The sequence below is a fragment of the Streptomyces sp. NPDC037273 genome, from assembly GCF_055603625.1.
Genome location: NZ_JBVJVO010000025.1, coordinates 23,012 through 36,575 on the forward strand (window position 1 = coordinate 23,012; position 13,564 = coordinate 36,575).

11 protein-coding genes are annotated in these 13,564 nt (G+C 73.3%); 5 read left to right on the plus strand and 6 right to left on the minus strand.

Annotated features, from left to right (window positions below; translation table 11 throughout):
• Positions 1-112: 112 nt before the first annotated feature.
• Both ACZ7G1_RS37090 and ACZ7G1_RS37095 read left to right on the plus strand, forming a co-directional pair.
• Positions 113-1,387 carry an MFS transporter gene (locus tag ACZ7G1_RS37090; RefSeq protein WP_470881362.1) on the plus strand — a complete coding sequence of 425 codons (1,275 nt, stop codon included), beginning with the start codon at positions 113-115 and terminating at the stop codon, positions 1,385-1,387.
• Positions 1,317-2,666 (plus strand): D-arabinono-1,4-lactone oxidase, encoded by a 1,350-nt coding sequence (locus ACZ7G1_RS37095; RefSeq protein WP_470881363.1) that lies wholly within the window; start codon positions 1,317-1,319, stop codon positions 2,664-2,666. Before ACZ7G1_RS37090 ends, ACZ7G1_RS37095 begins: the two co-directional genes overlap by 71 nt.
• A gap of 3 nt (positions 2,667-2,669) precedes the next feature.
• On the opposite strand, the gene ACZ7G1_RS37100 is transcribed toward ACZ7G1_RS37095, so the two are convergent.
• Positions 2,670-3,557 (minus strand): hypothetical protein, encoded by an 888-nt coding sequence (locus tag ACZ7G1_RS37100; protein WP_470881365.1) that lies wholly within the window; start codon positions 3,555-3,557, stop codon positions 2,670-2,672.
• A 484-nt stretch (positions 3,558-4,041) separates the two neighbouring features.
• Here ACZ7G1_RS37100 and sepH point away from each other — a divergent pair, with 484 nt between their 5' ends.
• Positions 4,042-5,079, plus strand: a complete 1,038-nt coding sequence (sepH, locus tag ACZ7G1_RS37105) for a septation protein SepH (RefSeq protein WP_470881367.1) — start codon at positions 4,042-4,044, stop codon at positions 5,077-5,079.
• A gap of 61 nt (positions 5,080-5,140) precedes the next feature.
• Here the strand turns inward: sepH and ACZ7G1_RS37110 are convergent, their stop codons facing one another.
• Positions 5,141-5,968 (minus strand): sulfurtransferase, encoded by an 828-nt coding sequence (locus ACZ7G1_RS37110; protein WP_470881369.1) that lies wholly within the window; start codon positions 5,966-5,968, stop codon positions 5,141-5,143.
• 163 nt (positions 5,969-6,131) lie between these two features.
• Between ACZ7G1_RS37110 and ACZ7G1_RS37115 the strand changes: the two genes are divergently transcribed.
• Positions 6,132-6,905, plus strand: a complete 774-nt coding sequence (locus tag ACZ7G1_RS37115; RefSeq protein WP_470881371.1) for a VOC family protein — start codon at positions 6,132-6,134, stop codon at positions 6,903-6,905.
• A gap of 22 nt (positions 6,906-6,927) precedes the next feature.
• Here ACZ7G1_RS37115 and ACZ7G1_RS37120 read toward each other — a convergent pair whose 3' ends face one another.
• The 4 genes from ACZ7G1_RS37120 to ACZ7G1_RS37135 form a co-directional block, all read right to left on the minus strand.
• Entirely contained in the window at positions 6,928-8,304 is a 1,377-nt protein-coding gene (locus ACZ7G1_RS37120; RefSeq protein ID WP_470881373.1) for a polysialyltransferase family glycosyltransferase, read from the minus strand.
• Between the two features lie 3 nt (positions 8,305-8,307).
• Complete coding sequence (locus tag ACZ7G1_RS37125) at positions 8,308-9,273, minus strand: glycosyltransferase family 2 protein (RefSeq protein ID WP_470881374.1); 966 nt, start codon at positions 9,271-9,273, stop codon at positions 8,308-8,310.
• Positions 9,274-9,332: 59 nt separating this feature from the next.
• Positions 9,333-11,912 carry a YfhO family protein gene (locus ACZ7G1_RS37130; protein ID WP_470881376.1) on the minus strand — a complete coding sequence of 860 codons (2,580 nt, stop codon included), beginning with the start codon at positions 11,910-11,912 and terminating at the stop codon, positions 9,333-9,335.
• A 154-nt stretch (positions 11,913-12,066) separates the two neighbouring features.
• Positions 12,067-12,684 carry an isochorismatase family protein gene (locus ACZ7G1_RS37135; RefSeq protein ID WP_470881378.1) on the minus strand — a complete coding sequence of 206 codons (618 nt, stop codon included), beginning with the start codon at positions 12,682-12,684 and terminating at the stop codon, positions 12,067-12,069.
• A 175-nt stretch (positions 12,685-12,859) separates the two neighbouring features.
• Here ACZ7G1_RS37135 and ACZ7G1_RS37140 point away from each other — a divergent pair, with 175 nt between their 5' ends.
• Positions 12,860-13,531: a TetR/AcrR family transcriptional regulator gene (locus ACZ7G1_RS37140; protein ID WP_470881380.1), complete on the plus strand. Its 672-nt coding sequence runs from the start codon at positions 12,860-12,862 to the stop codon at positions 13,529-13,531.
• Positions 13,532-13,564: the final 33 nt, after the last annotated feature.

A 13,564-nucleotide genomic window follows, 5' to 3' on the forward strand; every position in this document is an offset into this window, starting at 1 on the left:
CTGTCCGTGACGGTGCGGTCCGGCGGGCTTGTCCGAAAAAAGGGGGATGACCAATCAAGTTCAAAGCCGTAGGCTTTAGTAGTTAATTACACGTGTTGACCAAGGACTCCTCTTGCCCAGTCCCTACCGCGCGATCTTCGAGGCCCCCGGCACCGCATCGTTCTCCGTCGCCGGCTTCTTCGGCCGGATGCCGCTGTCCATGATGGGCATCGGCATCGTGACCATGATTTCGCAGGTCACCGGCAGGTACGGGCTCGCCGGCGCGCTGTCCGCGACGCTCGCGATGTCCGCCGCCTTCCTCGGCCCCCTGGTCTCCCGGCTCGTCGACCGGCACGGGCAGCGCAAGGTGCTGCGGCCGGTGACCCTGATCTCGCTCGCCGCCGGTGCGGGGCTCCTCCTCTGCGTGCAGCAGAAGGCGCCGGACTGGACCTACTTCGTCTTCACGGCCGTGATCGGCTGTGTGCCGAGCCTCGGCGCGATGACCCGGGCCCGCTGGGCCGAGATCTACCGGGGCGACGGGCGGCGCCTGCACACGGCGTACTCCTGGGAGTCGATCGTCGACGAGGTGTGCTTCATCTTCGGCCCGATCATCTCGATCGGCCTGTCGACGATCTGGTTCCCCGAGGCGGGGCCGCTGTTCGCCGGGGTGTTCCTGACCATCGGCGTCTTCTGGCTGACCGCCCAGCGCGCCACCGAGCCCGTGCCGCACCCGCGTGAGGCCGGCGAGAAGAGCGCCTCCGCGCTCCGCTCCCCCGGTCTCCAGGTGCTGACCCTCGCCTTCGTCGCCACCGGCGCCATCTTCGGCTCGGTGGACGTCGTGACCGTGGCCTTCGCCGAGGAGCAGGGCCACAAGGCCGGCGCGAGCCTGGTCCTCGCCGTCTACGCCCTGGGCTCCTGTCTGGCGGGCGCGGTCTTCGGACTGCTGCACCTCAAGGGCGAACCGTCCCGCCGCTGGCTGCTGGGCGTCTGCGCGATGGCCGTGAGTATGATCCCCCTCCTACTGGCCGGGAACTTGCCGTTGCTGGCCGTGGCGCTCTTTGTCGCGGGCCTGTCCATCGCACCGACGATGGTGACCACGATGGCCCTCGTCGAAGCGCACGTACCGCGCACCAAGCTGACCGAGGGCATGACCTGGACGGGTACCGGCCTCGCGATCGGCGTGGCGCTCGGCTCTTCGGCCGCCGGCTGGGTGGTCGACGCGTCGGGGGCCGAGGCGGGGTACGTGGTGCCCGTCGTCTCGGGTGCGCTCGCGGTCGCGGTGGGTCTCCTCGGACACCGCCGGCTGAGGAGGCCGGTTCCGAACCGGGAGGGGCAGCGTGAGCGGGACGACAGCAGCGGGGACAGCGGGGCCGGGCAGCGCCAGGACGGCGGCCAGCCCGTGGCGTAACTGGGCGGGGAACGTCACCTCCCGTCCGGTGCGGGAGGTGAGCCCGGCCTCGGCCGAGGAGCTCGCCGAGGCCGTGCGGCGGGCCGCCGCGGACGGGCTGCGGGTGAAGACGGTCGGCACCGGCCACTCCTTCACCTCGATCGCGGCCACCGACGGCGTGCTCATCCGCCCGGGGCTGCTGACCGGCATCCGGCGGATCGACCGCGAGGCGATGACCGTGACGGTCGAGTCGGGCACCCCGCTCAAGCGGCTCAACGTGGCGCTGGCCCGGGAGGGCCTGTCGCTCACGAACATGGGCGACATCATGGAGCAGACCGTCGCCGGGGCCACCTCCACGGGCACCCACGGCACGGGCCGCGAGTCGGCCTCGATCGCCCACCAGATCCGCGAGCTCGAGCTGGTGACGGCCTCGGGCGAACTGCTCGTCTGTTCGGAGAAGGAGAACCCTGACGTCTTCGCGGCCGCCCGGATCGGGCTCGGCGCGCTCGGCGTGGTCACCGCCATCACCTTCGCGGTGGAGCCGGTCTTCCTGCTCACCGCGCGCGAGGAGCCGATGACCTTCGACCGGGTCACCGCGGAGTTCGACGCGCTGCACGCGGAGAACGAGCACTTCGAGTTCTACTGGTTCCCCCACACGGACAACTGCAACACCAAGCGCAACAACCGCAGCGCGGGCCCCGCCGCCCCTCCCGGGCGGATCAGCGGCTGGGTCGAGGACGAGCTGCTGTCCAACGGGCTCTTCCAGCTCGCCTGCTCGGTCGGCCGCGCGGTCCCGCCGGTGATCCCCTCGATCGCCAAGATCTCCAGCCGCGCCCTGTCGGCCCGTACGTACACCGACATCCCGTACAAGGTCTTCACCTCGCCGCGCCGGGTCCGCTTCCTGGAGATGGAGTACGCGCTCCCGCGTGAGGCGGCGGTCGCCGCGCTGCGCGAGCTGAAGGCGATGGTCGAGCGCTCGCCGCTGAAGGTGAGCTTCCCGGTGGAGGTCCGTACGGCCCCGGCGGACGACATCACGCTCTCCACGGCCTCGGGCCGGGAGACCGCGTACATCGCCGTCCACCTCTACAAGGGCACGCCCCACCAGGCGTACTTCACCGCGGTGGAGCGCATCATGACGGCGCACGGGGGCCGCCCCCACTGGGGCAAGGTGCACACCCGTGACACCGCCTACTTCTCCGAGGTCTACCCGCGCTTCGCCGAGTTCACGGCGCTGCGCGACCGGCTCGACCCGGACCGGGTCTTCGCCAACGACTACCTGCGCCGGGTCCTGGGCGACTGACCGTCACCCGGTGCCCGTGCCGCCGCCGGCCGGTGCCGGGGCGTCCGCCTGACCGGCGCCGCTCGTCGGCTCCTGGGTCGGGGCGGGCGGCGTCGGAGCCGTCGTGGGGCCCGTCGGCGTCGGGGCGGGCGTCTCGCCGCCGATGGTGCCGGACGGGGTCGGCTCGGCCGAGGGGGTCCCTGTCCCGTCGCCGGTCCCCGTCCCCGGGGAGTCCTGGTCGCCCGGGGTCGCCGTGGAGCCCGTCGTGGGCGTTCCGCCGCCCTCCGGCCGCAGGCCGCCGCCGGAGGAGCCGGACGGCGCGGGCGCGGGCTCCTTTTCCGAATCCGGGGCCCGGTGGCCCGCGTCCTTCCCGCGCACGGCGGAACCGAAGGTGGTCGTCCCCTTCGTGCCGCTGAAGTCCTCGCCCGAGACCAGCTCGTAGGCGGTGATGCCGCCCATGGTGACGCCGAAGACCAGGGCGGCGGCGATCACCGGGCGCTTCCACCCACGCACGCGCGTGCCGTGGGTGGTCGCGTCGCCGAACTCCTCGTCGTACGGAAAGGATCCGGGCGCGGCCGTGCCGAGCATCAGGGTGTGGTCGTCCCGCGGCCCGGCGAGGACCGGGACCTGACGGCCCTTCGGCTTGGCGGCCGCGGTCACGTCGCGGACCTGCTCGCCGGTGCGCTTGAAGAGCTGCTGGAAGAGCGGGCCGCCGCAGGTGGCGATGACACTGATCACGCCGGCGCCGAGGATCGTGCCGTACACGCCGAGGGTGGAGGCGAGTTTGGCGGCGATGACCGCGGCCAGGGCGCTGCCCGAGACCTGGGCGACGCTCAGATCGATCTTTCTCCTGCCGCCCTGCTTCTCCTCCTCCTTCGGTTCATCCGTGTCGGTGTCCGGCCTGTGACGCATCTCCAACCCCTGACGGCTCATCCGTTCGCCTTGCACCCAGAAGGGACAAATGGGCGAAGCGAATAGTTCCGTTTCTGCTGTTTCTGTGAACAGCGACACGTACGGGGGAAGATCACGGAGACTCAACTCCCGTACCGCCCGAGAAGTTGGGCGGCGCGCCGGTCCACCCAGGTGGCCCGAATGGAGTACATTGACGAACCCTGGGTCCGGACACCTTCGGGTGCCCGGAATCAAGGGGCGGGGGCCTTCAGTGGCACTCGAACCGGTGACGCCACGGCACCACACGGAAACCGGCTGCACAGAGTGACCGCCAGTCACTCCGGGTAGCCATCAGGTCACCGTGTCATAACGGCGTTCCAGGGTCCATGCCCGACACGCCGGGCAACTCGGCAAGGTAGTGGCAGGCTGCACCCGGGCAGGCCACACTCGACTAGCGGAAGCAGCGACGCACGTGACGTCGGCAGGCACCACCCGGGAGGTCCCCATGCCCGAACTGCGTGTCGTGGCCGTCTCCAACGACGGCACACGACTGGTGCTGAAGGCTGCTGACAGCACGGAGTACACACTTCCGATCGACGAGCGGCTCCGCGCCGCCGTGCGCAACGACCGTGCGCGCCTCGGGCAGATCGAGATCGAGGTGGAGAGCCACCTCCGCCCCCGTGACATCCAGGCGCGGATACGAGCCGGTGCCTCCGCCGAGGAGGTCGCCCAGCTCGCCGGCATCCCCGTCGACCGCGTCCGCCGCTTCGAGGGCCCCGTGCTCGCCGAGCGCGCCTTCATGGCCGAGCGGGCCCGCAAGACCCCGGTCCGCAGGCCCGGCGAGAACACCGGACCGCAGCTCGGCGAGGCCGTGCAGGAGCGGCTGCTGCTGCGCGGCGCCGACAAGGACACCGTGCAGTGGGACTCGTGGCGGCGCGACGACGGCACCTGGGAGGTGCTGCTCGTCTACCGCGTCGCGGGCGAGGTCCACACGGCCAGCTGGACGTACGACCCGCCCCGGCGGCTCGTCCAGGCCGTCGACGACGAGGCACGGGCCCTGATCGGCGAGACGGACGACACGATCGCCGCGCCGGAGCCGAGCTTCCCGTTCGTGCCCCGGATCGCCCGGCTGCCCCGGGACAGGCCGCTCGACCGCGCCCTCGACCGCCAGATCGACCGGTCGGACCGCCAGCTGGAGCGGCCGTCCGCGTCCGCCGAGCCGGAGGAGGAGCGGGACTCGCTGACCAGCCTCCTGGAGGCCGTGCCCAGCTTCCGCGGCGACCTGGTCGTGCCCGAGCCTCCGGACACGGAGCCTTCTGAGGAGGCCGAGGCGGAGGAGCCGCCGGCCCCGGCCGCCTCGGCGGGTGCGGGTTCCGCGTACGCCGACGTCCTGATGCCCCGCGCCGTCTCCGGCCACCGGGACCGGCTCACCGGCACCACCGACCGCCAGGCCGAGGCGGACGGCGTCCGGCCCGGCCGCCGTGCGGCCGTCCCCAGTTGGGACGAGATCGTCTTCGGCACCCGGCGCAAGAAGCAGGAGTGACCTCCCAGGTCGCACGGAGAGGGCCCGCACCGTACGTCGGCGCGGGCCCTTCCCGTACGCGCTACCGCGGGTCCGGGCCGGTGGCCACCGGGCGGGCGGGGTCGGAGGACCACTCCGACCAGGAACCGGCGTAGAGGGCGGCGGGGATGCCCGCGATCTCCAGGGCGAGGACCTCGTGGGCGCCGGAGACGCCGGAGCCGCAGTAGACGGCCACCGGGGTGCCGTCGGTCGCGCCCAGGGCGGTGAAGCGGTCGCGCAGGGCCTCGGCGGCGAGGAAGCGGCCTTCGGCGTCGACGTTCTCGGTCGTCGGGGCCGAGACCGCGCCCGGGATGTGCCCGCCGACCCGGTCGATCGGCTCCACGTCGCCGCGGTAGCGCTCGGCCGCGCGGGCGTCCAGGAGCAGTCCCGCGTCGGCCAGGGCGGCCGCCTCGTCGGCGTCGAGCAGCCCGAGCGCGCCGGGCTCGGGGCGGAAGTCGCCCGGCTCGGGTGCGGGGACCTTCTCCGTGAGCTCCCCGGTCCAGGCCGCCAGGCCGCCGTCGAGCACCCGCACGTCCTGGTGGCCCGCCCAGCGGAGCAGCCACCAGGCGCGGGCCGCGCCCCAGCCGAGGCCGCCGTCGTACACCACGACCGGCCGTCCGGCCGAGACGCCCGCCCGGCGCATCGCGGCGCCGAAGGCCTCCGGGTCGGGCAGCGGGTGGCGGCCGCCGCTCCCGGGCGGGCCCGCGAGCTCCGCGTCCAGGTCGACGTAGACCGCTTCGGGCAGGTGACCGGCCTCGTAGGCGGGGCGTCCGGGCGGGCCGCCGAGCGTCCAGCGGACGTCCAGGAGGACCGGCGGCCGGGCCCCGGCCGACTCGCTCAGCAGTTCGCTTGCGGAGATGATGGGCTTCATGGGAGCCATCCTCGCGCAGCCGCTCGGCCGCCGGGGACGATCCGGGTGTCCTCCCCCGCCGGACCGCGCCACGCACGGCGCGGCCGGGGCGCGGTACGGCCCCCTCGGTGTCACCATCGGACCGGGGGCACGGCCACGACGATGGTCCGAGGAGAGAGTGACGATGACCGAGGCGACTCGGCGCAGATCCGGCACCCCCTGCTGGGTGAGCCTGATGGTGCACGGGCTTGACGCCACCCAGGAGTTCTACAACGCGCTCTTCGACTGGGAGTTCGTGCCCGGTCCGCAGCAGCTCGGCCCGTACGTGCGCGCGTTGCTCGGCGGCAAGGAGGTGGCGGGCATCGGCCAGCTGCCGCCCGACCGGAACCTGCGGATCGCGTGGACGCCCTATCTGGCGACGGACGACGCCGACGAGACCGCGGAGAGCATCCGCTGCTGCGGGGGCACCGTCGCGGTCGGTCCGCTGGACGCGGGCGAGGCGGGACGGCTGGTGATCTGCTCCGACCCGGTCGGCGCGGTCTTCGGCGTCTGGCAGGCGGAGGCGCACCACGGGACGGCGGCGGCCGGGCCGCCGGGGACCCCGGTCTGGAACGAACTGCTCACCTACGAGACCTCGGCGGTCGGCAAGTTCTACCGGACCGTCTTCGGTTTCGAGGTGGAGCCGGTCGTCTCCGCCGACCACGACTACGCGACGCTCCTGGTGGACGAGGCCCCGGTGGCGTCCCTGCACGGCCTCGGCAACGCGCTGCCGAGGGACCGCGGACCGCACTGGATGACGTACTTCGAGGTCGCCGACACGGACGCCGCCGCCCGGTTCGTCGTGGAGCTCGGCGGCCGGGTGCTGCGCCCGCCGCGCGAGGGCACGGCGGGGCGGCTCGCGGTGGTGGCGGACCCGGAGGGTGCGGTGTTCACGCTGGTCAGGTCCGCCCAGGATTGATGCCGGGCCGGTCCCGTACGGCTCAGCCGCGCAGGGTCCGGGCGAGGCCTCTGCGCAGCCGGGAGCCGGCGGTGCGGGTCGGGGCGGGTCCGCCGCCGGGCAGGCCGAGCTGGGTGAGCCGTTCCGCGGTGAAGTGGTGGGCGGTGCCGGCGTCGGCGTGGTGCTCGGCGAGGAAGCGGGTGGCCTCGGCGCGGAGCCCCGGGTGGATCTTGTGGCGCATGCAGTAGCCGACGGCCCGGACGAGGGGCGTGAGGGAGTCGGGGGCCGGGCCGGGGACGGCGGGCTCCTCGCCGCGCTCCAGGTCGGCGACGAGGTGGTCGACGACGGTGAGCGGGATGCGGTTGCTGTTCTCGTAGGGCGTGAGCCGGGCGAGGACCTCGGCCGTGCCCACGCGCGCGATGGGGATGCCGTAGTAGACGGCGGCGGTGAGCATGGCCGTGGAGAAGCAGCCGACGACCAGGGAGGGCCGGCACCGCTCGTAGAAGGTCTCGGCGAGCAGCGGCCCGTCGAGGACGGTCAGCCGGACGCCGGAGCGTTCCGCTTCCTCGTGGAGGGCCTGGGAGTAGCGGGCGGGCGCGGTCGGGTGCGGTTTGAAGACGACCGAGCGGTGTCCGGCGGCCGCGGCCCCCCGCAGCATCCGTACGTGCAGGTCCTCTTCCTCCTCCGCGGTGAGCAGGGAGAGGGCGGCGAGGTACTGGCCGAGCAGCAGGGCGGTGGCCCCGGCGGCGGCCGTGTCGGCGATGCCCGGGTCGTCGGCGGCGTCCTCGGCGATCTCGGCGAGGACCGCGCGGAAGGCGGTGTCGGGGACCAGCTCGGGTTCGACGTCGTACTCGCTCAGGAGCAGGGGCCGGAGGCCGGGCACCAGGTCGAGGTGGAGGACGCGCCGGATCCGGCAGGCGATGGACTGGGCGAGGTCGGAGCGGGTGGGGCCGTAGCTCATCAGGCCGTCGGCGTACACGTGCAGGTCGCTCTCGGGGAACGCGCCGGCGAGTGCCTTGGCCGGGTTGACCTGGATGGACTCGACGATCAGCTCGACCGGGCCGGTGCCGAGGTCCCAGGCGGTGCGCAGCACGCGCTGCCAGAGCGGGGCCTCCTCGGGGCGGGGTGCCCAGCCGGCGGGGTGGTACGGGTGGATCGTCTCGTTCCAGTCGAGGGTGCCGTCGAAGCGGGCGGCGATCCGGCCGTAGCCGGTCATGGTCTCCAGGCGCAGCGCGGTCTCGGGGATCTCGGCGTTGTGCGAGAGCAGCAGGAGCCTGCGGGCGTCCTCGCGGGGGCCGAAGAGTCCGGCGTCCAGGGCGGCGGCGAGCGTGGCGGCGCCGTACAGGGTGGACACCTGGAAGAGCTGGACCCGGCGGCCGTCGGCGGGCGCTTCGGGGCCGGATGCCTTGTCGGGGGCCATGGTTCAGGCGGTCCTTCCGGTGTCGCGCAGGCTCCGGAGGAGGGTGCTGCGCGGGGTGTCCATGGTGGCCAGGGTCTCTTCGAGGACCTGCTGCGGCATGCGGTGCAGCGCGTCGCGGACGTCGGCGCGCAGCCGGGTGCCGACGGCCGGTTCGTAGGTGTCGGCCTTGCCCATGTGGAAGGCGATCATGGCGCAGTAGGTGCGGACCGCCTTGGGCAGGAAGCGGTCGGCCTCGGCGTCCCGGGAGACCTCGTCGAGCAGCAGGTCGTACGAGGGGATGAAGTCCAGCTGGCGGTTGTCGGTGATCTGGGTGAGCGAGGTGGTGACGCCGCGCCGGTAGAAGACGCCGTGCAGGGAAAGCGCGGCGAAGGTGCGGGCCTTGAGGTGGAGCCGCCAGATCCAGAGGCGGTCCTCGGCCGTTCTGAGGGAGGTCTCGAATCGCGATGCGCCGTTCTCGAAGAGACGTCCGCTGTAAATTCCGAAGGGGACGAACGGATAATCCACCATCGTCACCATGCTGGCCGGCGAGATTCCGTCCCTGGGGTCCATCACCGTGTCCCGGCGTTTGGCCGGCGCATAGCGGATCTGGCGTTTCCGTCCTTCCGAGAGGACGTGGTCGGTGCGGGCGAAATCGCAGTCCAGGCGTGAGATGCCGGCCACGGCTGCGCTCAGGTGGCCGGGCGCGTACCAGTCGTCCCCGTCGAGGAAGGTGAGGTAGTCGCCCCGCGCCGCGTCGATCCCGGTGTTGCGGGCCTGGGCGACGCCCTGGTTCGTCTCGTGCCGGATGACGGTGGCGTTGGGGAGGCGGTCGCGCCAGCGGTCGAGGATTTCCGGGGTGTCGTCCGTCGAGCAGTCGTCGATCAGCAGGAACTCGAATTCCGGGTCCGCGTTGTTCGCGAGACTGCGCAGGGTGTCGGGCGCGTAGGGCCCGACATTGTGGAACGGTACGACGACGGAAAGTTTCGGCACTCGGAATCCCCACACTGATGCGAACGGCAAAACGCGTGAACACGGCTACGGCGGGCAGGTTAGCCGTCGGCTTTCCCGGGCGAACGATCCGAACGTGCACTGCGGGTGAACTCTTGCCGTCTCCCGCGGATACCCGTCACGGCCAGGGCGAGCAGTGCCGCCACGCCGACGGCGCCGCCGAGCCGGAGCCCCGGCGGGCGGAAGGAGCAGCGGACCGTGGTCGCCCGCCCGTCGAGGGGGACGGCGACCAGACCCTCGTACGCGCGCGCGGGGCGGAGGCCGGCGTCCCCGGCGGCGCAGCTCCAGCCGGTGACGCGGGGCGCGGCGAGGACGGCGAGGCCCGTACTGCCGGGGGGCAGCTCGGCGGAGACGGTGTGTCCGGTGGCACGCACGCGCGTGGCGCCGGTTTCGGTGAGCTGCCGTACGGCGGAGTCGAGGCGGGCGCGGACCAGGCAGCCGACGGGTTGCCGGGGCAGCCGGAGGCGGGCCTCGGGGCCGAGTTCGATCCGGACCTCGCCGGAGCCCGGCACGGTCCCGAGCGGCCGCATGGGGGCGCGGACGGACGGCGGCTTGCCCTCGAACTCCACCGGCGCCGCACCCGCGAGGGTCGCCGTGCCCCGGTAGTCGGGGGCCCAGAACCAGACCTGGGAGCCGGCCGGGCAGCGTGCGGTGACGGTGTGTCCGGTACGGCGCGGGGCGGGCGGCAGCTCGTACACCTCGGCGCCGAGCAGGCGTTCCTGGCGGGCGAAGGCGGAGTCCCCGGGGTGCGTGGCGGGCCGCACCGGCGGTCGGACGGTGACCAGGGGCGGTACGGGGGTGGTGGTGGCGGTGACGGTGGCCCGGGGCAGGGCGTCCTGGCGTACCGGCTCCGTGGGCGTCGAGCGGATCCGGGTGCCGATGGAGAAGATCGCGTCCGTGACGGGGTTGTCGAGGCTGACCGGGTGCCGGCCCTTGGCGTAGTGACCGAAGCCCAGGCCGTCGAGGGTCCGGGAGGTCACGCCCGAGGTGAGGCTGCTGTAGTAGTCGGCGCCCTGCCCGCCGACGAGCAGGACGTCGTTGCCGCCGGGGACCTCGCCGGGGTCCGTACGGTACCGGGGCCAGGCATCCGCGCGCGCCGCCTCGCGGGCCACGTCCTGGTGCCAGGGGCCGATCCGGGGCGCCCAGGAGACCTCGCTCCGCTGCTGCTCCTCGATCCGCTTCCCGGTGACGAGGGCCTCGCCGGCCTGGGCGGCGAGGAGCAGGACGACGGCCAGGACGGGGAGCACGCGCGCGTGGGCCCGGCGGTCGCCGGCCAGGGCGAGCGGGACGGCGGCGAGCGCCAGGACCGCGGCCGCGCCGAAGGCGGGGAAGGTCCACCGGTCGATGTCGACGCTCCCCCGGGCCGCCCAGGCCAGCGCCCCGAGCAGGGCGCCTCCCGCCAGGAGCGCGAGCGGCCTGGGCGCCCCGCGGGCGGCCGAGAACCAGGCCGCGATGAGCAACAGGCCGCACAGGACGAAGGTCTGACGGTAGGGGATGCCGTTGGGCGAGGCACCGGCGTGCCAGAGCAGATGGGTGGGCTCCCACTGGAGGGAGAGCGTCACCAGGACGATCGCGGCGGTCCACCCGGCCCTTACGCGCGGGGCGACGGCCCGGTTGAACGGCAGCGTCAGGGCCAGGGCGAGGGCAGGCGTGCCGATGAAGAGCGCGGGGCTGGCCACGCTCGCCGTCGCGGGCAGGAAGCGGGCGAGGACGTCCGCCCAGGCGGCGGGGGCGAACGTCGTCTCGGGCGTGGGGTCGGCGACCTTCGTGGCGACGAAGACGACCGCCACCAGCGGCGCCGCGAGCCCGATCCCGATGAGCACGCTCCGGGCGGCCCGCAGCGCCCCGGCGACGCGCTGCCGGGCGCCGGCGGTCTCCTCCGCGGTGAACAGCCGGACGGCGAGGACGACGGCCGCGCCGAGGGTCGCCATGTACGCCGTGTAGAAGTTCGCGATCCAGGCGAGGGCGACGACGAGGGGGCCGAGGACGGGCCGGCGGCCGGTGCGGGCCCATTCGCCGACCAGGCAGAGCAGCGGGAAGGCGACGAGCCCGTCGAGCCACATCGGGACGGTGGCGCCGTAGTTGAAGGTCCAGCCGGAGAGCGCGTAGGCGGTGCCGAGCACGGCGGCGACGGGCCAGGGGCCGGGGCGCAGCCGCAGGAGCAGCAGCGCCATGGCCGCGCCGGCCGCGGTGATCTTGGCGGCGGTGACGACGTAGAGGGCGAGCTCGATCCGGTCGGCCGGGAAGGCCACGACGAGGAGGTCGAAGGGGCTGCTCAGGTAGGTGCCGATGTCGCCGAGGAAGTTCGCCCCGAAGCCGGAGTTCCAGTTCAGGAAGGCGTCCCCGTGCGTCTCACCGCGGAGGAAAGAGCGCCAGTAGGCGTGGTACGGCAGGTACTGCTGGCCCAGGTCGACGACGTTCCTGGTCACCGGCCCGAAGGGGTAGCTGCGGGAGAGCCGTCCGGCGAGGCAGAGGAGGACGGCGGTGAGCAGGGCGGCGGCGAGGGGGGCGGCGGCGGTCGGGGCCGGGCGGCCTCGTCGCGGGCCGCCCGCCCGGTCGCCCGTCCCGTCCCCGTCCCCGACCTTGTCCTCGTCGAGCACGGTTTCGGCGGCGGGGGGCACACGTCCTCCAGGGGGCGCACGGAGCGGGGGCCCGGAGGGTGGAGTCGTCACGGGCCGACCGCCATTACCGCCGAGGCGGGCGACCCGTAACCGATCACCAGGCGGGCTCCCGGCACACCTCGGGTGAACTCCCGGTGCCGTACCGCCTGCCGGGTCAGCCGACGGGCGTCAGGGCGACGAGCTCATCGACCGTGCGGGCCACCGTGCCGAAGAGGTCGGTGACCGTGGTGAGGGCGGCGGCCTGGAGGGCGTCCGAGGACAGGACGGTGCCGTCGGGGGACGCGAGGGGGCGGGTGGCGGTGGCCTCGGCGACCACGGTGGGGCGGTAGCCGAGGTTGAAGGCGCCCTGCGCGGTGAAGAGGACGCACATGTGCGTCATGAAGCCGGCGATGACGAGGTCGCCGGTGACGCCGAGGCCCTGGAGGGTCTCCTGGAGGTCCGTGCCGTGGAAGGCGTTGGGGACCTGCTTGACGACCACCTTCTCGCCCTCGACCGGGGCGACTTCCGCGCTGATCGCGCCGATCTCGGCCCGGATGTCGTACGGGGTGCCCTCGCCGCCGTCGTTCACGACGTGCACGACGGGCGCGCCGGCGGCGCGGGCGGCGGCGAGCAGCCTGGCACCCGCGGCGAGGGCCTCCTCGGCCCCGTCGAGCGCCATGACGCCTTCGCGGTAGGTGTTCTGGAAGTCGATCATGATCAGGGCGGACTCGGCCAGGCGCGGGAGCTCCTGGGGCAGGCCGATCACATCGCGCAGGGTGGTGGAGGCGGTCATGGCGGGTTCCTCTCGGGTCGGGAACGTACGGGGGCGCCGGTTCGGGAGCTCACGGGGCCCGGGCGTTATTCACGCTAACACACTTCGTAATCATCGATAACAGCGCTCCGCACCGACGCCCCCTGACCTCGAGAACGCCCAGGTCCGCACTGTTAGCGCTGTTATCGTGGGAGCCATGTCGACGGCACGAGAGCGCATCCTGGAAGCCACCGGGGAACTGCTCGCCACCAAGGACGCGCTGTCCATCTCGACCCGCGCCATCTGCGACCGGGCCAAGGTCGGCATGCCCGAGATCTACCGCCAGTTCGGCGACAAGCAGGGGCTGCTCACGGCCGCGGCCGACATCGGCTTCGAACGCTTCCTCGCCGACAAGCGCCGCAACCCGCTCACCGACGACCCGGTGGCCGACCTCCACACCGCCTGGGACAGCCACGTCGGGTTCGCCCTGCGCAACCCGCACCTCTACCGGCTGATGTTCACGCCGACGGGCGACGCCAAGCCGCAGGCCATCCACGAGGCCCGGGCGATCCTGCTCAAGGCCGTGGAGCGCTGCCGCGACGCCGGGCGGCTGCGGACCGCCCCCGAGCTGGCCGGCCAGACGATCCTCTCCGCCAACGTGGGCGTGTGCATGATGGCGCTGTCCTTCCCCGAGCTCTTCGGGGACCCCGCCATCTCGGATTCGGTGCGGGACGCCGTGATCGGCAAGCTCACCGGCGACGAGCGGGAGGACACCCGGATCGGCCCCGCGACCGTCCTCGCCCAGGCCCTCGTCGGCACCCTCACGGGAACCGCCCCCGTCGACGGCCCGGCCCTCGACCGCCTGACCGAGGCGCTGCGGACCGGGTGACCCGGCCGGGAGACACCCTCCGCATTACACGGA